General features: G+C 38.7%; 16 protein-coding genes and 1 other annotated feature. Of the genes, 11 read left to right on the forward strand and 5 right to left on the reverse strand.

What is annotated here, in order from left to right; all coding sequences use genetic code 11:
• Window positions 1–333: 333 nt before the first annotated feature.
• Together ACFX4W_RS16220 and murC are read left to right on the forward strand one after the other, a co-directional pair.
• Window positions 334–987 (forward strand): hypothetical protein, encoded by a 654-nt coding sequence (locus tag ACFX4W_RS16220; protein WP_043975948.1) that lies wholly within the window; start codon window positions 334–336, stop codon window positions 985–987.
• 185 nt (window positions 988–1,172) lie between these two features.
• On the forward strand, window positions 1,173–2,474 hold the full coding sequence (gene murC, locus ACFX4W_RS16225) for a UDP-N-acetylmuramate--L-alanine ligase (protein ID WP_013059499.1): 1,302 nt from the start codon (window positions 1,173–1,175) through the stop codon (window positions 2,472–2,474).
• A 40-nt stretch (window positions 2,475–2,514) separates the two neighbouring features.
• On the opposite strand, the gene ACFX4W_RS16230 is transcribed toward murC, so the two are convergent.
• Window positions 2,515–3,630: an aminopeptidase gene (locus ACFX4W_RS16230; protein ID WP_013085232.1), complete on the reverse strand. Its 1,116-nt coding sequence runs from the start codon at window positions 3,628–3,630 to the stop codon at window positions 2,515–2,517.
• A gap of 281 nt (window positions 3,631–3,911) precedes the next feature.
• On the opposite strand from ACFX4W_RS16230, the gene ACFX4W_RS16235 reads away from it, so the two are divergent.
• From ACFX4W_RS16235 to motS, 7 genes are all read left to right on the forward strand, one after another.
• Window positions 3,912–4,397: a DUF948 domain-containing protein gene (locus tag ACFX4W_RS16235; protein WP_013085231.1), complete on the forward strand. Its 486-nt coding sequence runs from the start codon at window positions 3,912–3,914 to the stop codon at window positions 4,395–4,397.
• A gap of 27 nt (window positions 4,398–4,424) precedes the next feature.
• Window positions 4,425–4,880, forward strand: a complete 456-nt coding sequence (locus ACFX4W_RS16240; RefSeq protein ID WP_013059496.1) for a YtxH domain-containing protein — start codon at window positions 4,425–4,427, stop codon at window positions 4,878–4,880.
• Between the two features lie 213 nt (window positions 4,881–5,093).
• The gene (gene ytxJ, locus ACFX4W_RS16245; RefSeq protein WP_043975951.1) at window positions 5,094–5,417 is read left to right on the forward strand and encodes a bacillithiol system redox-active protein YtxJ; all 324 of its coding nucleotides are present in this window, start codon (window positions 5,094–5,096) and stop codon (window positions 5,415–5,417) included.
• A gap of 328 nt (window positions 5,418–5,745) precedes the next feature.
• A complete protein-coding gene (locus ACFX4W_RS16250; RefSeq protein ID WP_043975954.1) occupies window positions 5,746–6,822 on the forward strand; it encodes a bifunctional 3-deoxy-7-phosphoheptulonate synthase/chorismate mutase in 1,077 nt (358 codons plus the stop codon).
• 558 nt (window positions 6,823–7,380) lie between these two features.
• Window positions 7,381–8,379: a catabolite control protein A gene (gene ccpA, locus ACFX4W_RS16255; RefSeq protein WP_025750682.1), complete on the forward strand. Its 999-nt coding sequence runs from the start codon at window positions 7,381–7,383 to the stop codon at window positions 8,377–8,379.
• Between the two features lie 53 nt (window positions 8,380–8,432).
• Window positions 8,433–9,236, forward strand: a complete 804-nt coding sequence (gene motP / locus ACFX4W_RS16260) for a flagellar motor protein MotP (protein ID WP_014458004.1) — start codon at window positions 8,433–8,435, stop codon at window positions 9,234–9,236.
• Window positions 9,226–9,882 carry a flagellar motor protein MotS gene (motS, locus tag ACFX4W_RS16265; protein ID WP_080781548.1) on the forward strand — a complete coding sequence of 219 codons (657 nt, stop codon included), beginning with the start codon at window positions 9,226–9,228 and terminating at the stop codon, window positions 9,880–9,882. The genes motP and motS overlap by 11 nt, the downstream gene beginning before the upstream one ends.
• A 29-nt stretch (window positions 9,883–9,911) precedes the next feature.
• Here motS and ACFX4W_RS16270 read toward each other — a convergent pair whose 3' ends face one another.
• The 3 genes from ACFX4W_RS16270 to ACFX4W_RS16280 are packed head-to-tail and all read right to left on the reverse strand — an operon-like array spanning window position 9,912 to window position 12,379.
• Window positions 9,912–11,075, reverse strand: a complete 1,164-nt coding sequence (locus ACFX4W_RS16270; RefSeq protein WP_016765740.1) for an acetoin utilization protein AcuC — start codon at window positions 11,073–11,075, stop codon at window positions 9,912–9,914.
• Window positions 11,075–11,716, reverse strand: coding sequence for an acetoin utilization AcuB family protein (locus ACFX4W_RS16275; RefSeq protein ID WP_043975958.1), 642 nt, complete (start codon window positions 11,714–11,716; stop codon window positions 11,075–11,077). The genes ACFX4W_RS16270 and ACFX4W_RS16275 overlap by 1 nt, the downstream gene beginning before the upstream one ends.
• Before the next feature lie 30 nt (window positions 11,717–11,746).
• Complete coding sequence (locus tag ACFX4W_RS16280; RefSeq protein ID WP_162215031.1) at window positions 11,747–12,379, reverse strand: N-acetyltransferase; 633 nt, start codon at window positions 12,377–12,379, stop codon at window positions 11,747–11,749.
• A gap of 284 nt (window positions 12,380–12,663) precedes the next feature.
• Between ACFX4W_RS16280 and acsA the strand changes: the two genes are divergently transcribed.
• Window positions 12,664–14,379, forward strand: a complete 1,716-nt coding sequence (acsA, locus tag ACFX4W_RS16285) for an acetate--CoA ligase (protein ID WP_043975961.1) — start codon at window positions 12,664–12,666, stop codon at window positions 14,377–14,379.
• A 139-nt stretch (window positions 14,380–14,518) separates the two neighbouring features.
• Window positions 14,519–14,729, forward strand: a binding site (T-box leader).
• A gap of 75 nt (window positions 14,730–14,804) precedes the next feature.
• On the forward strand, window positions 14,805–16,064 hold the full coding sequence (tyrS, locus tag ACFX4W_RS16290) for a tyrosine--tRNA ligase (RefSeq protein WP_280560422.1): 1,260 nt from the start codon (window positions 14,805–14,807) through the stop codon (window positions 16,062–16,064).
• A 72-nt stretch (window positions 16,065–16,136) separates the two neighbouring features.
• Here tyrS and rpsD read toward each other — a convergent pair whose 3' ends face one another.
• Window positions 16,137–16,739, reverse strand: a complete 603-nt coding sequence (rpsD, locus tag ACFX4W_RS16295) for a 30S ribosomal protein S4 (RefSeq protein WP_013059485.1) — start codon at window positions 16,737–16,739, stop codon at window positions 16,137–16,139.
• Window positions 16,740–16,765: the final 26 nt, after the last annotated feature.

Genomic DNA, 16,765 nt, shown 5'->3' on the forward strand with positions numbered 1-16,765 from the left:
TTTCTACATGTAGGTTAAAAAAGAGGCTATGCAAGATCAGCAGGATACAGCATTGTGTGAGCTAACGCTCTGTCACTGTATCCGTCGCCTCTTTTTTTCCTGCTTTAAGTTCGTTTATACAGAATTTGAGTAGAGATTTTGGAAGAAATCCATGAAGAAAAAAAGGAAAAGGTTTGTCAGAACTAGTAAAATGATTTACTATATGTAAGGATAATGTGTGTGTTGCTTTTTTAGCATGTGATAGTTTGCTATCATTTCTCACCAGCAGAAACATATGAGCTGAAGGCGTATAAAGAGGACAAACTAAAATAATTAGAGTACGAGTGAAGAGTAATGAGAGAAGAAAATCATGAACTGATTAACTTTAATGAAATTCGTGAACAAAAGCAGCTTCAGTCTGATAATGCTATTTGCGACTTTTACAATCAATATTTCTTTTTTGTGAACCGCTATACGAATATACGAGAAAAAGTGCGGGCTTCACATTTATTTAAAGAGTTAGTAAACTTGCCTCATGAGGCGCCTCTGTCTGATTCCCATGAACAATTATTTTTTCAGTGGTTTGCATTTGAATATGTAACCATTCAGGGGAAAACCCTGCTGCAGCTTTTTTTAGCTGATCAGGCAAAGCAGAAAACAGAGTCGTTTTTGATTCAAGGAGCCTTTTTTTTGACGAGTGTACTAGAGCCAATTATTGTGTCTAAAGTACCTAATTCGTTTTTCTTAAAAGGATATACCCCATTGACAAATGAGCAGGTTATCATCAAAGATGTAAGAGGAAGATTTGCAAATTTAGAGGAACAACAAGTAATTTGGATTCGAAAAATAAAATCAATCGGATATGACGTGTTAATTGACTCTTTCTTTTTAGGACATAAACAACGCATTGAACAGTTAGTAACGCAATATAATGACAAAAAAAATGCAATGACATGGCGCTCGTTTTTAAAACAGCAGGCTATATACTATGTGATGAAGCCAAAATAAAAGGCCGTTTCGCAAGGGAAGAGAGTAGAAATGGAGTCATGGAGTTATGTTATAAGAAGTGATATAATGTACGGATGTTATCGTGAAATCATCAATCAAACGACATTTATATACGTTTGTAAGAGCAATTCTAGATAACCGTCATATACTGTCTTACAGATAGACGAATGTTGGAGGTTCTTTATATGACAGTTTACCATTTTGTAGGTATTAAAGGAACAGGAATGAGTGCGCTTGCGCAAATCCTAAACGATATGGGCTTTCAAGTTCAAGGATCGGATATTGAAAAAGAAATTTTTACGCAAAAAGCACTAGAACAGCAGGGAATTCCTGTTTTACCATTTGATAAAAATAATATTAAAGACGGCATGACTGTAATCGCAGGAAATGCTTTTCCTGATACGCATGAAGAAATTGCAGAAGCAGCTTCAAAAGAAGGAGTCAAGCTTGTACGCTATCACCGTTTCTTAGGTGACTTTATGAAACAGTATACGAGTGTAGCCGTAACAGGAGCACACGGAAAAACATCCACAACGGGTATGTTAGCGCATGTGATTCAAGGAGCTGAACCTACTTCATATTTAATTGGAGACGGTACGGGTAAAGGTGTAAAAGACAGCAAGTATTTTGCGTTTGAGGCATGTGAGTATCGCCGCCACTTCTTATCTTATACGCCAGACTATGCAATTATGACGAATATTGATTTTGATCACCCTGATTATTTTGCCAATATCGACGATGTATTCAGCGCGTTCCAAGAGATGGCACTTCAAGTCAAAAAAGGAATTATTGCCTGTGGTGACGATGAACATCTGCAGCAAATTCAAGCGAAGGTACCTGTTCTTTATTACGGCTTAGGCGAAGAAAATGATTTCCAAGCACGTAATATCGTAAAAAGCACAACAGGCACAACATTTGATGTGTTCGTTCGTAATACATTCCACGCATCATTTGAAATTCCAGGGTATGGCGACCATAACATCTTAAATGCACTTTCTGTTATTGCACTTTGTCATTATGAAGAAATTGACGTTGCTGTGCTGCAAGAGCGTTTTAAAACATATCAAGGTGTAAAACGTCGTTTCAGTGAAAAGAACGTTGGCAAACAAGTGCTAATCGATGATTATGCACACCATCCAACGGAAATTAATGCAACGATTTCAGCTGCTCGTCAAAAGTATCCAAACCGTGAAGTTGTGGCTGTTTTCCAACCGCATACTTTTACGCGTACACAAACGTTCTTAGAGGACTTTGCAGCAAGCTTACAGCACGCTGATAAAGTATATCTATGTGATATTTTTGGATCAGCTCGTGAGCATCAAGGTAAATTATCAATTGAAGATTTACGAAGCAAAATCAGCGGAGCTGAATTAATTAATGAAGAAACAATTGAATCGTTAAAAGACCATAATGAAGCTGTATTAGTATTTATGGGTGCTGGAGACATTCAAAAGTTTGAAAAACTATATCAGCAAACCGTATCATAAAAAAAAGGCACTCAGGAGAGTGCCTTTTTTCTTTCAAAACTCATTTTAAATTTTCAGGATTTAACGCTTTTAATTCCTCAATGACAAATAACCCGTCTTTACGAATTAACACGTCATCGAAATAAATCTCACCGCCGCCGTATTCTGGGCGCTGAATCATCACCATATCCCAGTGAATATTTGACTTGTTTCCATTATACGCATCTTCGTAGCACTCGCCAGGAGTGAAGTGGAAACTTCCGTCAATTTTTTCATCAAATAAGATGTCTTGCATTGGATGTTGAATATATGGATTTACGCCAATCGCAAATTCGCCAACAAAACGTGCGCCTTCATCCGTATCAAAAATGCCGTTGATGCGTTCTGTATCATTAGCGGTTGCTTCAACAATCTTACCGTTTTTAAATGTTAAGGATACATTCTCAAACGTAAAGCCTTGATAGTTAGAAGGAGTGTTGTAAGAAATTGTTCCGTTTACAGAATCACGTACAGGAGCCGTGTATACTTCACCGTCCGGAATATTCATTTCCCCGGCACACTTCACTGCAGGAATATCTTTAATAGAGAACGTTAAGTCTGTATTCTCACCTGTTAAACGCACTTTGTCCGTACGGTTCATAAGCTCAACCAAAGCATCCATCGCTTTGCTCATTTTGCCATAGTCTAAGTTACATACATCAAAATAAAAATCTTCAAATGCTTCTGTACTCATTTTAGCAAGCTGCGCCATTGAATCGTTTGGATAGCGAAGAACAACCCATTTTGTTTTTGGAACGCGAATTTCTCTATGTACTTTTTTACCGATCGTATTCCCTTGGATTTTCATTTTATCTGCCGGAACATCTGATTGTTCAAAAATGTTTGAGCCAGAACGCAAGCCAATATAAGCATTCATTTCCTTCATCACATTTGCTTCGAAGTCTGCCATCATATTGAACTGCTCTTCTTGTGCACCGTTTAAAAGAGCGCGGTCTACCGAATGATCTTTTAGCAGTACAAATGGATAACCACCCGCCTTGTACGCTTCATCTACAAGTGCTGTCACAAGTTCGCGCTGAAGTCCAAAGTTTTCGATTAATACTTTTTCTCCTTTTTGAAGGCGAACAGAATAATTAATTAAATTTTTAGCTAATGTCGCAATTCTAGGGTCTTTCATAAATAGTGCCTCCTTAAAATAGCAATGATTGGTGATTCACTTTCTATTGTACCCCACTGAGCTTATTTTGTTTGTTTTTATGCTTTAAAATCCTTTTTTTCTTTAGGAAGGGAAATAACTCATATATCGCGAAATAATGTACAATCTTCCCTTTTTCTGAATAAAAGCAGAGAGAATATGGTAAAGTTAAAGAGTCTATAGGGAATAGAAGGTTTAATTGTTTATAAAATTGGGAAAGTAGTTATAACAAGAGAGAAGAAAATAGGAGGTGCCTTGCACAGATGGTTATTATTCTTTATTTAAGCGCTGCTATTGTTGCCATTGCGATTTTTTACCTGGTGGTTTCCGTGTCCAAAACATTGAAATCCGTTCAGCACACATTAAATTCAGTGGCAGGTACTTTAGACGGTGTAGAAAAGCAAATGACAGGAATCACAGCTGAAACAACTGCACTTTTACATAAGACTAATCTGTTAGCTGAAGATATTCAGCGTAAATCCGAAGCGCTGAACACAGTGGTGGATTCTGTTAAAGGCGTAGGTGACTCAATCCAAGACCTAAATAAGTCTATTAAAAGCGTATCATCAAGCGTTTCAGAGAAAGTAGAAGAAAATAAAGAAACTGTTGCTCAAGTTGTTCAATGGAGCAATGTTGCATTAGACGTATGGGAACGTATAAAATTAAGAAAACAGAAAAAAGTTGAAGCAGAGCCTGTACCTGTTGAAGTAAAAGAAAAAGCGGTTCAACGCTCACGCTCATTTTCATAAGGATGAACTTTAAAGGAGGAGACGCATATGTCAAACAAACCAAATAAACCAAACAACACTTCAAATAAAGGCTTTTTAGTAGGAACAGTGATTGGAGGAGTTGTAGGAGCTGCAACGGCATTACTACTTGCTCCAAAATCAGGTAAAGAGTTCCGTTCTGATTTAAATGAGCAGGCAGCTTACGTTCGTTTAAAAACAGAGCAAGCGAAAAACAGCGCTGTTGAAAAAGGACAAGGGTTTGCTCAAACGGCTAAAGAAAAAACGGCTGGTTTATCACAAACACTGTCTGAGCAATCTTCACAAGTAGTGGACAAGGTGAAAAACTTCCGTAAAGTAGATCCTGAACACGAAGCATTACCGCCAACAAGCTTAGAAGTGCTTGCTGATGAAGTTGAGTCTCAAAGCAACGAAGACGTTCAGCAAAAGCTAACAGAAGCTCAAAAAGCACTAGATGAAGTGGAAAGCACAGTGCCACGACCATAATAAAGAATCAAAAGCGTTTACCCTATAGGGTGAACGCTTTTTTTGTATGTAATTTAGGTTGGATAACAACAAGTAAATAATTGTTTCATTGCAGAAAAAAACTCCACCTTATAAATGAATTTATGAGCATCATACATAAAGCTGAGCACTCTTTTTGTATGGAAACGCTCAAACCATGTAAACTTAAGAGTAAGTACAGAAAGGGTGAAAAAAATGAAAAAAATTTCAACAGTTGAAGAGTTCGAACAAGTTGTAAAGGAAAACAATCGCTTTTTATTTTTAAAACACAGTACAACGTGTCCAATTAGTGCAGCTGGTCATGAGGCATTTTCAGCATTTGCTTCTGGTCATGAAGACATTCCTTCTTATTATCTTCATGTTCAAGATTCACGTGATGTATCTAACTATATCGCTGAGACGTATGAAGTGAAGCATGAATCACCTCAAGCGCTTCTGTTTGAAGATGGAAAAGTGAAGTGGCATGCTTCTCACTGGAACATTAACAAAGACGAATTAGCGAAAAACGTAGCTCACTAATCGAAAAAGTATTTTAGTAAAAGAAAAATCCGAACATTAATCGTTCGGATTTTTTCATTGGAAGGGTGAACGTAGGTTTACTGTATGACAAGCAATCCATAATAGATTGTTTATCCCAATTTTCCGCCTTTAGGTTGGAGCGATTTAGCTATGCCTCAACCTCTTTTTTTTATAAGCTGATTGCGGTTTCATCCGCTTTTTCGTACAATAGATGTAGTTTAGCACATAAAAGCAGAGAAGCCCCTTACATATATCCTCCATCATCTATCATCTTATGTAGTAACCCTGCTAAACGGATTTTTTAAAATCAGTGAAAGGGTGGACGTACATGACGAATTCAAATCTTCAGCATTTGCGATCTCAAATTGACGAAGTAAATATGAAACTGTTAAAGCTTATTAATGAGCGAGGCGAGCTTGTTCAAGAAATAGGAAAGTTAAAAGGCATGCAGTCAACCAAACGATTTGATCCCGTTCGTGAACGAGCAATGCTTGATGCGATTTTAAGCAAGAATGAAGGACCGTTTCAAACGTCTACGCTTCAACATATTTTCAAAGAGATTTTCAAAGCTCATTTAGAGCTTCAAGAAGACGATCATCGTAAAGCACTTCTTGTATCCCGTAAAAAGAAGCCGGAAAATACAATTGTTACGGTAAAAGGAGAAACAATTGGTGACGGACTTCAGCGTTTTGTAGCAGGACCTTGTTCCGTTGAAAGCTATGAGCAAGTAGCAGCCGTAGCAAAAGCCGTGAAGCAGCAGGGCGTGCGGATGCTTAGAGGCGGAGCCTACAAGCCAAGAACATCTCCTTATGATTTTCAAGGCCTTGGCTTAGAAGGATTGCAAATTTTAAAAAGAGTAGCTGACGAATACGATTTAGCCGTTATTAGTGAAATTGTCGATCCCGCTGATATTGAAACAGCTGTAGAATACGTAGATGTGATTCAAATTGGCGCTCGTAATATGCAAAATTTTGAGCTGTTAAAAGAAGCGGGTGCGGTGAAGAAGCCTGTCTTATTAAAGCGAGGCTTAGCCGCTACGATTGATGAGTTTATTAATGCTGCTGAATACATTGTTTCAAAAGGAAATGATCAGCTGATTTTGTGTGAACGAGGAATTCGTACGTATGAGCGAGCAACGCGAAATACGCTGGATATTTCAGCTGTTCCCATTTTAAAACAAGAAACTCATTTACCTGTTTTAGTCGACGTCACCCATTCAACGGGAAGACGAGATTTACTTGTTCCAACGGCTAAAGCAGCTCTTGCCATCGGTGCAGATGGAATTATGGCAGAAGTTCATCCAGATCCTGCCGTAGCACTTTCTGATTCAGCTCAGCAAATGGATATCCCGCAATTTACAGAATTTATGAAGCAGCTAAAACCTATATGTAACTTAAATTTATAAAAAAACGTAAAAATGAAAAATTCGTATACTTTTATGACAAGTTTGAGGCACTTAATGGTTTCAAGCTTGTTTGCCTTTCGTTATAATAAAGATAAGCGAAATTATCACGTATTTTGAAAACAGTCGATAACTTTTGTCAAAATAGGAAAGAATAAGTGCAAATCCAAAAAACAAGAATTTATGAAATTCTCGTGAAACTTGTCGGAAAAAGGCGGTAAATACGTTGCGATGAAGCACATAGTATCGTATAGTAGTTACAGATATTCGCTATCATTCTGTGATTGCATATGATATAAATTCGCGATTCACTTTTTTTATTTACTTAATATACACCGTCTTTTACATTGTTACATATAAACTGGTAAAATTGTCTTTGCCACGTAATAATAAGGGCATAACAGGAATGATTTAGATGCATACAGGGTATCTAAGCTGTATGTAAGAGTGAAGGAGCTAGAAATAGCCATTCTATAAAGGAAGATGGATTTATATACGTAAATACAAGAAATGAAATAAGGATAAAATAAACGAAATGTTTTTCGATAAGGAGTGTTTGTTGTGAACGTAACAATTTATGATGTAGCAAGGGAAGCAAGCGTGTCGATGGCAACGGTTTCTCGTGTGGTAAACGGAAATCCAAATGTAAAACCATCAACTAGAAAAAAAGTATTAGAAACAATTGAAAGACTAGGCTATCGTCCGAACGCAGTAGCGCGTGGATTAGCAAGTAAAAAAACAACGACAGTAGGAGTTATCATTCCTGATATTTCAAATATTTTCTATGCAGAATTAGCGCGTGGAATCGAAGATATTGCAACAATGTACAAATATAATATCATCTTAAGTAACTCCGATCAAAATCAAGATAAAGAACTTCACCTTTTAAATAACATGCTTGGTAAACAAGTAGACGGAATCATCTTCATGAGTGGGAATGTAACGGAAGAACACGTAGAAGAGCTAAAAAAATCACCGGTTCCAGTTGTACTTGCAGCATCAATCGAATCAACTAACCAAATCCCATCTGTAACTATTGATTATGAACAAGCAGCTTTTGATGCAGTGCAATCACTAATTGACAGCGGTCATAAAAATATTGCATTCGTTTCAGGTACGTTAGAAGAACCAATCAATCATGCGAAAAAAGTAAAAGGGTACAAGCGTGCTCTTACTGAAAGCGGATTGCCTGTACGTGATTCTTATATTGTAGAAGGAGACTACACGTACGATTCAGGTATTGAAGCGGTTGAAAAACTATTAGAAGAAGCTGAAAAGCCAACTGCTATTTTCGTTGGAACGGATGAAATGGCATTAGGCGTTATTCACGGGGCACAAGATCGCGGGTTGAATGTACCAAACGATCTAGAAGTTATCGGTTTTGATAACACAAGACTTTCAACAATGGTTCGTCCTCAGTTAACATCTGTTGTACAGCCAATGTATGATATTGGTGCAGTAGCGATGCGTCTCTTAACAAAATACATGAACAAAGAAACGGTAGACAGCAGCATTGTACAGCTTCCTCACCGCATCGAGTTCAGACAGTCAACAAAATAATACCTGTGAATGAATAAGAACGAATCCAAAGTTCAGACACGGGGAGATAGAATATGAAAAAAATTGATATGCTCACACCTATAGGGATACTAATTGGTATCTCTATGGTTGTGTTTGGGGTTATTTCAAGTGGGGGAATGAGCGGTTTTTTAGCTTTTATTGATGTACCATCGATTTTAATTGTACTGGGAGGCGTTTTTGGTACGCTGTGCGTGAGCTTTCCTTTAAAACAATTAAAAAATATGGGAAGAGTAGGGAAACAAGCGTTTCAATCTAAAGAAATAAACGTAGAAGAAATTGTAGGAACATTTGTACATTTATCGGAGAAAGCGCGTCGAGAAGGACTTCTATCGTTAGAAGCAGAGCTTGAACAAATCGATGATTCATTTGTGAAAAAAGGTATTTTGCTAGCCATTGATGGAGTAGAACCGGAAATGATTCGAGAGTTGCTTGAAGCTGAAATAGCTGCAGTGGAAGAAAGACATGCGAGAGGTCGAAGTATGTTTGAAAAAGCAGGCGATTATGCCCCCGCTTGGGGAATGATTGGGACGCTCGTTGGGCTAGTGCTAATGCTTAAAAGCCTTAATACCCCTTCATCGCTTGGGCCTAACATGGCAATTGCTCTTTTAACGACTTTCTACGGGGCGCTGCTTTCAAACTTGTTTTTTCAGCCAATCGCAGCTAAATTAGCTGGTAAAACAGAGCATGAGCTTTTTGTTAAAGAAGTGATTATTGAAGGTGTCATCGGCTTGCAGGCGGGTCAAAATTCTCGCTTTGTGCAAGCAAAGCTAAAAGTATTTGCCCCTGTTGAAAAACGAAAGCTGGAAGAAAAGAGAGAACACGTTCGTGAAGCGTAGAAGAAAAAGGTATTCGGCACAGTCGCCAAAATGGATGGTAACATTTGCTGATTTGGTGACGTTAATATTAGTTTTTTTTATTTTACTATTTTCAATGTCTAGCGTGGATAATCAAAAGTTTCAGACCGTTGTCAATTCGCTTACAAGCGGTGGCTCATTAGCTTCTGTAGAAAAGAGCCAGCAGTCTCAAAAGCTGGATAACATTTTAGCGAAAGTGCAGGATTACCTGAAGGGAAATAAGCTTCAGAATGTCATTACTGCTAAGCGAGATGAACGCGGAGTTGTGCTTATTTTACAAGAACAGGTGCTGTTTGAAACAGGACAAGCGGACATTTTGAAAAAAGGCACCCCTTTTCTGGATGAATTAGGAAGGTTATTCAGTACGATTCCAAATGATATTAAAGTAGAAGGTCATACCGACAATCGACCCATTCACACCTATCGTTATCCATCTAATTGGGAACTATCGGCAGCGCGGGCTAGCGGCGTCATACGTTATTTAACGAACCATTTTTCTCTTTCTGCTAACCGCTTTGAAGCACTTGGCTACGGAGATACAAAGCCGCTTGTTCCGAACACGTCTAATGACAATCTACAAAAAAATAGACGCGTCGAAATTATTATTTCAGATCCCGAAGCACAGTGAAAAAGGCCATACGCTTGTATAGCCTTTTTTTAAGAATGAGATGTATGAGAACGAATAGGATAAAGAGCGCGCTCAAGAGTTTGAGCGTTTTTTTCTGTTATTTCTGGTTTTCTTGGAATTGGCTGATAGATATTAGGTTCATCATCCCACTGCGTGCAAACGGGGTGAGGCGATACTTTTGTCCATTTTTCAAGCCATGACAGAGGAAGCATGCCTTCTGCCTTTCGTTCAATCATTTCAAGCCAAATGAATGACCAAGCCCGAGGAACAACCCGCCAAATATCATAACCTCCTCCGCCAACCGCAATCCATCTTCCCTGACAGTATTCATGAGCAATTTCATGAGCAATTTTAGGAATCTCACGGTATATTTTCGTGGTGCCGCATAAATGAGTGAGCGGATCGTAATAATGAGAATCGGCTCCATTTTGTGTCAAGATAACATCTGGTTTAAAAAAAGCAGCTACTTCTTTTAAAGAGGTCTTATAAACATCGAGCCAAGACTCATCTTCCGTATAAGCATCAACAGGCACATTAAATGAATAACCATAGCCTTCACTGTGCCCGCGTTCGTTAACGTTTCCCGTGCCTGGAAACAAGTAGCGTCCCGTTTCATGAATGGAAAGAGTACAAACGGAAGGGTCGTCATAAAATGTCCATTGCACGCCGTCACCGTGGTGAGCATCTGTATCGACATAGAGAACACGCGCGTTGTACTTTTGCTGCATATATTTGATGGCTACCGCGCTATCGTTATAAATACAGAAGCCGGAAGCTTTTCCTCGAAAGCCGTGGTGCAATCCTCCTCCTAAATTTAGAGCATGCTTAGCTTTTCCAGTCATCACATAATCTACAGCAGTAAGTGTACCCCCAACTAAAAATGCACTGGCTTCATGCATGTTGGGAAACATAGGTGTATCTTCTGTTCCAAGACCAAAATCTGCTGCTTTTTCAACAGAAAGCTCGCCGCTTCCTGCTAATTTTACCGCTTGAATATAGCTAGTATCATGGACAAGCTGAAGTTCTTCATCAGATGCCATCCGCGGTAATACAATATCTTGATTGCCTAAAGCGCCAAATTCCCGTAACAGTTCATATGTTAGTTGAACACGAAGCTGGTTAAACGGATGATTATTGCTGAATTTGTACGAAAGAATATCATCTGAATAAATAAATACAGCGTTACTAGTCATTACGTCATCTCCGGTAATTTAGGCCACAACACCTCATAGCCGTTTTCTTTTAATGTATTTATACTAATCAATGGATTAATAGCTTGAATGCGAAGCACAAGTATTTTATATCGTTCATCTACGTCAGGGTAGACAAGTACGCTTAAGATGTTTGTTCTCGTTGAACCAAAGAGGGATGTAACTTCAGCGAGCACGCCAGCCTTATTTTCTACTTTTATTTCAATTTGTGAACCTGGCTTATTGGTGCCGGTAAGCTGAATAAACGTATGTAATAGATCTCTTTCGGTAACAACGCCTACTAACCGCTTGTTTTTTGTGACGGGAATACAACCGATTTGATGTTCATAAAAAATACTTGCAATTTCTTCAACAAAATCAAGAGGGTGAGCTGTAATGACTTCTGTTTGCATAATCATCCGCACGGGTTCGGATAGAAGAGCAGATGTATAAGTATTATCTAAAATAGATGGACTTGCATCTCTTACGTCACGATCAGAAATGATACCAACTACGTGATGAAGGTCATTAATGATAGGAATATGTCTAATCTTATGTGTATCTAAAAGTTTCATAGCTTCAGCAATCGTATGGTCGGGGGTTAAGGTAACGAGATCAGTTTTCATCATCTCTTCAACAATCATCAGACACAGCTCCTTTTCTTAAAGGTCGGCTTAATACATAAAGCGATTTCGAAAGCGCAGGCTATCAAATTCTTGTATGCTTTCTTGAGGTACTCTGCTCCCGATTCTTACCATCAAACAATTAGCAGGGTGGGAGCTAATCTCCGGATCATCTGTGGCAAACCACGTCAGTCCGCCTTTATTCATCATTTTCTCCATAATTTTGCGGTAATCCCACACATTTAGCCCTGTTCCTTTTAAATCCCAATGCCAGTAGTATTCTGTCGTAATGACAATATAATCTTCCATTGCATCATCCATCATAGATACGATAAGCAAGTTTTTACCAACAGCGTAGCTGCGAAATGGAGCGGCTACCTCTATAGCTCCTAATTCGATTAAATTCTCCATATTTCCTTCCGACCATCGTTCTAGAGGATCGGGATATAAAAAGGTTACATAACCAATGATTGTATGATGATGGCGAGCAACAATGATTCTACCTTCAGGCAAGTTGGCAATCTCGATCAATGCTTCTTTTTGCTGTTCAGGTGGACGAAAGGCTGTTAGTTGCTCATGAAAATCAAGTTGTTGCAAGGTCTGGGAGGAAACAGGTCCTTCAATAACAATTGCTCCAACAGCGGTTTTTAGTTCTTTCATATTGTATGTTTGGGAATGTTTCACATGAATCACCACCTTCAAGCAGTCTTATCTGTATTATAATACAAAAAAAACTTTATATTAAAGCGTTTTCAAAAAATTAAATAAAAGAAAAGGAGTTTTTTAGAATACATAGAATAAAAAATTAAAAGAGATTCTTGTTCATTCGACACTTCTATAACAGAGGTTGTCATATAACAAGGGAGACTATTATCCCAATTCCGACAAATAATTTTTATAAAATTGTGAAAAGTCTATTTTTGTTATATAATAGGTTTGTAAATTTTATACATAAGGGGGAGTTTGTGATGAAGGTGGAAGCGCTTCCTGTAATTGAAGGGGTATACAACTTACAGGACTATGATAAAACGTATCAAACCTTTGACTGGTCACAAGTGGAGAAGGAATTTTCATGGCATGAAACAGGTAAACTAAATGCAGCTTATGAAGCAATTGATAAGCACGCAAACTCTACGCGTAAAAATAAAGTTGCGCTTTATTATCGAGACGCGCAGCGCAATGAAAAATATACATTCAAAGAAATGAAAGAATGGTCAAACAAAGCCGCAAACGTGCTAAAACAAGCAGATGTAGAAAAAGGAGATCGCGTGTTTATCTTTATGCCTCGCTCTCCGGAACTTTATTTTGCATTGTTAGGAGCGGTGAAGCTTGGTGCTATTGTTGGGCCTTTATTTGAAGCGTTCATGGAAGGTGCAGTAAAAGATCGTTTGCAAGACAGTGATGCAAAAGTGTTAATTACGACGCCTGAACTGCTGAGCCGCGTTCCGGTGAAAGATTTGCCAGCTTTAAAACACATTCTCCTGGTAGGGGAAAATGTAGAAGAAGAAGGCATTCAACTAGATTTTCTGAAGCGATTAGAAGCGGCGAATAAAGAGGTGGAAATTGAGTGGGTAGATAGAACAGATGGTATGCTGCTTCATTATACATCAGGTTCAACTGGCAAACCAAAAGGGGTGCTTCATGTTCACAACGCAATGCTTCAGCACTATCAAACTGCAAAGTGGGTACTCGACTTAAAAGATGACGATGTGTATTGGTGTACAGCAGATCCCGGTTGGGTAACGGGGACTTCCTATGGGATTTTTGGTCCTTGGCTTGCTGGAGCAACCAATGTGATTGTGGGAGGACGATTTAGTCCAGATGCATGGTATCAAGCACTTGAAGATTTTGGCGTAACGGTTTGGTACAGTGCACCTACAGCTTTTCGTATGCTAATGGGTGCTGGTGATGACTTAGTTAAACGCTATGATTTAAGCAATCTCAGACATGTATTAAGTGTGGGAGAACCGTTAAATCCTGAAGTGGTACGCTGGGGAATGAAGGTGTTCCAAAAACGTATTCATGATACATGGTGGATGACTGAAACTGGCGGTCAGACGATTTGTAATTATCCGTCTATGAAAATTAAGCCAGGATCTATGGGGAAACCAATTCCAGGTGTACAAGCAGCAATCGTTGACGATCAAGGACAAGAGCTTCCACCTTATCGAATGGGTAACTTAGCAATTAAAAAAGGCTGGCCATCTATGATGCATACGATTTGGAACAACAAAGAAAAGTATGAGTCATATTTTATGCCAGGTGATTGGTACGTATCAGGTGATTCGGCGTATATGGATGAAGACGGTTATTTTTGGTTCCAAGGCCGAATCGATGATGTTATTATGACGGCAGGAGAACGCGTGGGTCCATTTGAAGTAGAAAGTAAGCTTGTTGAACACCCTGCTGTAGCAGAAGCGGGTGTTATTGGTAAGCCTGACCCTGTGCGTGGGGAAATTATTAAAGCATTTATCGCACTTAGAGATGGGTATGAATCTTCAGATGAACTGATTGAAGATATTCGTCAATTTGTGAAAAAAGGGTTAGCTGCTCATGCAGCCCCGCGTGAAATCGAGTTTAAAGATAAGCTACCTAAAACACGAAGTGGTAAAATTATGCGTCGCGTTTTAAAAGCGTGGGAATTAGATTTGCCAACGGGCGATTTGTCAACGATGGAAGACTAAGGAGTAAATGTTTCAATCTTTGTAGGGAAAATAAGTGATTTTTATAAAGTTCAAACAGCCAGCTGTTTGAACTTTTTTTTGGACTTGAATTTTAAAATGAAATCATTCATAATTGTGGGGTGTAAACTTTTAAATAAAATAAACTGCAGTGATAGGAAGAAGTAATACTTGTCTCCCTGTTTAAGAGAGCTGATGGTTGCTGAAAATCAGTACATAGACAAATATGAAATACGTCCTTGAGCATCTTTTGTGAACTTACAGTAGCAAAAGACGGGTAGACCGTTACATCATTTAAGTGGGAAATAATTTATTTCCAAATAGGGTGGTACCGCGATATTTTCGTCCCTTCTTTTTTAAGAAGGGGCGTTTTTTATGTTGTTCAACAAATTGTAACGAGCAATTAGATAAAGGAGAGAATATATAACATGGATATTTTACAAGATCTTGAGTTTCGAGGGCTCATTAACCAACAAACGGATGAAAAAGGCTTAAGTGAACTTTTGAGTAAAGAGTCTGTTCGTTTATACTGTGGATTCGATCCGACAGCCGACAGCCTTCACATCGGCCACATGCTTCCTGTTTTAATTTTACGTCGCTTTCAACAAGCTGGACACCAACCAATTGCATTAGTTGGTGGAGGTACGGGTCTTATTGGAGATCCAAGCGGTAAAAAAGCAGAGCGTACATTAAATGAAAAAGAAACGGTTGCCATGTTTAGTGAGCGTATTAAAGGTCAGCTTTCACGCTTCTTAGATTTCGAAGAAGGTGAAAATCCAGCAGTTATTGCAAATAACTATGACTGGATTGGCTCATTAGATGTTATTACATTCCTACGAGATATCGGTAAAAACTTTGGTATTAACTATATGATGGCAAAGGATTCTGTTCAATCTCGTATCGAATCAGGCATTTCATTTACGGAATTTAGCTACATGATTTTACAATCATACGATTTCTTGAATTTATACCAAACATATAACTGTAAGCTTCAAATTGGCGGCAGCGACCAATGGGGAAATATTACAGCTGGCTTAGAATTAATTCGTAAATCAGAAGAAGATGCAAAAGCATTTGGATTAACAGTTCCGCTTGTAACAAAAGCGGACGGGACGAAGTTCGGTAAAACAGAAGGCGGAGCAATTTGGTTAGACCCTGAAAAAACAAGTCCATATGAATTCTACCAATTCTGGATTAATACAGATGATCGTGATGTTATAAAATATTTAAAATACTTTACATTCTTATCACACGAGGAAATTAATGAATTAGCAGCTTCTGCAAAAGAAGCTCCTGAAAAACGCGAAGCACAAAAAGCACTAGCGGCAGCGATGACTACGCTTGTACACGGTGAAGAAGCTCTTGAGCAAGCAATTCGTATTTCGCAAGCTTTATTTAGCGGAAGTATTTCAGAGTTAACAGCAGAAGAAATTAAGCAAGGATTCAAGGATGTTCCTTCTTACACGCATACAGGTGAAGATATTGGTTTAATTGATTTACTTGTAGAAAGTAAAATTTCTCCTTCTAAACGTCAAGCACGTGAAGATATTTCAAACGGTGCGATTTACTTAAATGGTGAGCGTGAACAAGATTTACAAAAAACAGTAGGTGCAGAAGACCGTATTGAAGGTCAATTCACAGTGATTCGTCGAGGCAAGAAAAAATATACGCTTATTCAATACGCATAAAAAAAAGGCCGAAAGGCCTTTTTTTTATATAGATAGCAAAAAAGCCGCTCCATAAGGAACGGCTTTTTACTATTAACGAGAGTAGAACTCTACGATTAGTGCTTCGTTGATTTCAGCAGATAATTCAGAACGCTCTGGTAAGCGAGTGAATGTACCTTCTAATTTCTCAGCGTCTACTGTTAAGTAGTCTGGTACGAAGTTGTTAACTTCAAGCGCTTCTTTCACGATTGAAAGGTTGCGAGATTTTTCGCGAACACCGATCACTTGACCAGGTTGTACACGGTAAGATGGGATGTCAACGCGTTTACCGTCAACTAAAACGTGACCGTGGTTAACTAATTGACGAGCTTGACGACGAGTGCGTGCAAGACCCATACGGTATACTAAGTTATCAAGACGAGCTTCTAAAAGAATCATGAAGTTCTCACCGTGCTTACCAGTTAATTTACCAGCAGCAACGAATAAGTTACGGAATTGACGCTCAGTTACACCATACATGTGGCGTAATTTTTGCTTTTCTTGTAATTGTAAACCGTACTCAGAAATTTTCTTACGTTGACCTGGGCCGTGTGGACCTGGAGCGTAAGGGCGTTTTTCTAATTCTTTACCTGTACCACTTAGAGAAAGACCTAAGCGACGAGAGATTTTCCAACTTGGACCTGTATAACGAGCCATGATGACTCCTCCTTGTTTGTGTTTTT

Origin of the sequence: Priestia sp. YIM B13489 (assembly GCF_042787645.1) — a bacterium.
Classification (GTDB): Bacteria; Bacillota; Bacilli; order Bacillales; family Bacillaceae_H; genus Priestia; species Priestia megaterium.

What these genes read in the sequence shown, in the direction of transcription:
- ACFX4W_RS16220 (WP_043975948.1), top strand. Translation starts at nt 334, where the DNA reads ATGAGAGAAGAAAATCATGAACTGATTAACTTTAATGAAATTCGTGAA.
- acsA (WP_043975961.1), top strand. Translation starts at nt 12,664, where the DNA reads ATGAAGGTGGAAGCGCTTCCTGTAATTGAAGGGGTATACAACTTACAG.
- ACFX4W_RS16275 (WP_043975958.1), bottom strand. Translation starts at nt 11,716, where the DNA reads ATGATTGTTGAAGAGATGATGAAAACTGATCTCGTTACCTTAACCCCC.
- rpsD (WP_013059485.1), bottom strand. Translation starts at nt 16,739, where the DNA reads ATGGCTCGTTATACAGGTCCAAGTTGGAAAATCTCTCGTCGCTTAGGT.
- tyrS (WP_280560422.1), top strand. Translation starts at nt 14,805, where the DNA reads ATGGATATTTTACAAGATCTTGAGTTTCGAGGGCTCATTAACCAACAA.
- ACFX4W_RS16270 (WP_016765740.1), bottom strand. Translation starts at nt 11,075, where the DNA reads ATGACTAGTAACGCTGTATTTATTTATTCAGATGATATTCTTTCGTAC.
- ACFX4W_RS16235 (WP_013085231.1), top strand. Translation starts at nt 3,912, where the DNA reads ATGGTTATTATTCTTTATTTAAGCGCTGCTATTGTTGCCATTGCGATT.
- ACFX4W_RS16230 (WP_013085232.1), bottom strand. Translation starts at nt 3,630, where the DNA reads ATGAAAGACCCTAGAATTGCGACATTAGCTAAAAATTTAATTAATTAT.
- ACFX4W_RS16240 (WP_013059496.1), top strand. Translation starts at nt 4,425, where the DNA reads ATGTCAAACAAACCAAATAAACCAAACAACACTTCAAATAAAGGCTTT.
- motP (WP_014458004.1), top strand. Translation starts at nt 8,433, where the DNA reads ATGAAAAAAATTGATATGCTCACACCTATAGGGATACTAATTGGTATC.
- ACFX4W_RS16250 (WP_043975954.1), top strand. Translation starts at nt 5,746, where the DNA reads ATGACGAATTCAAATCTTCAGCATTTGCGATCTCAAATTGACGAAGTA.
- ytxJ (WP_043975951.1), top strand. Translation starts at nt 5,094, where the DNA reads ATGAAAAAAATTTCAACAGTTGAAGAGTTCGAACAAGTTGTAAAGGAA.
- murC (WP_013059499.1), top strand. Translation starts at nt 1,173, where the DNA reads ATGACAGTTTACCATTTTGTAGGTATTAAAGGAACAGGAATGAGTGCG.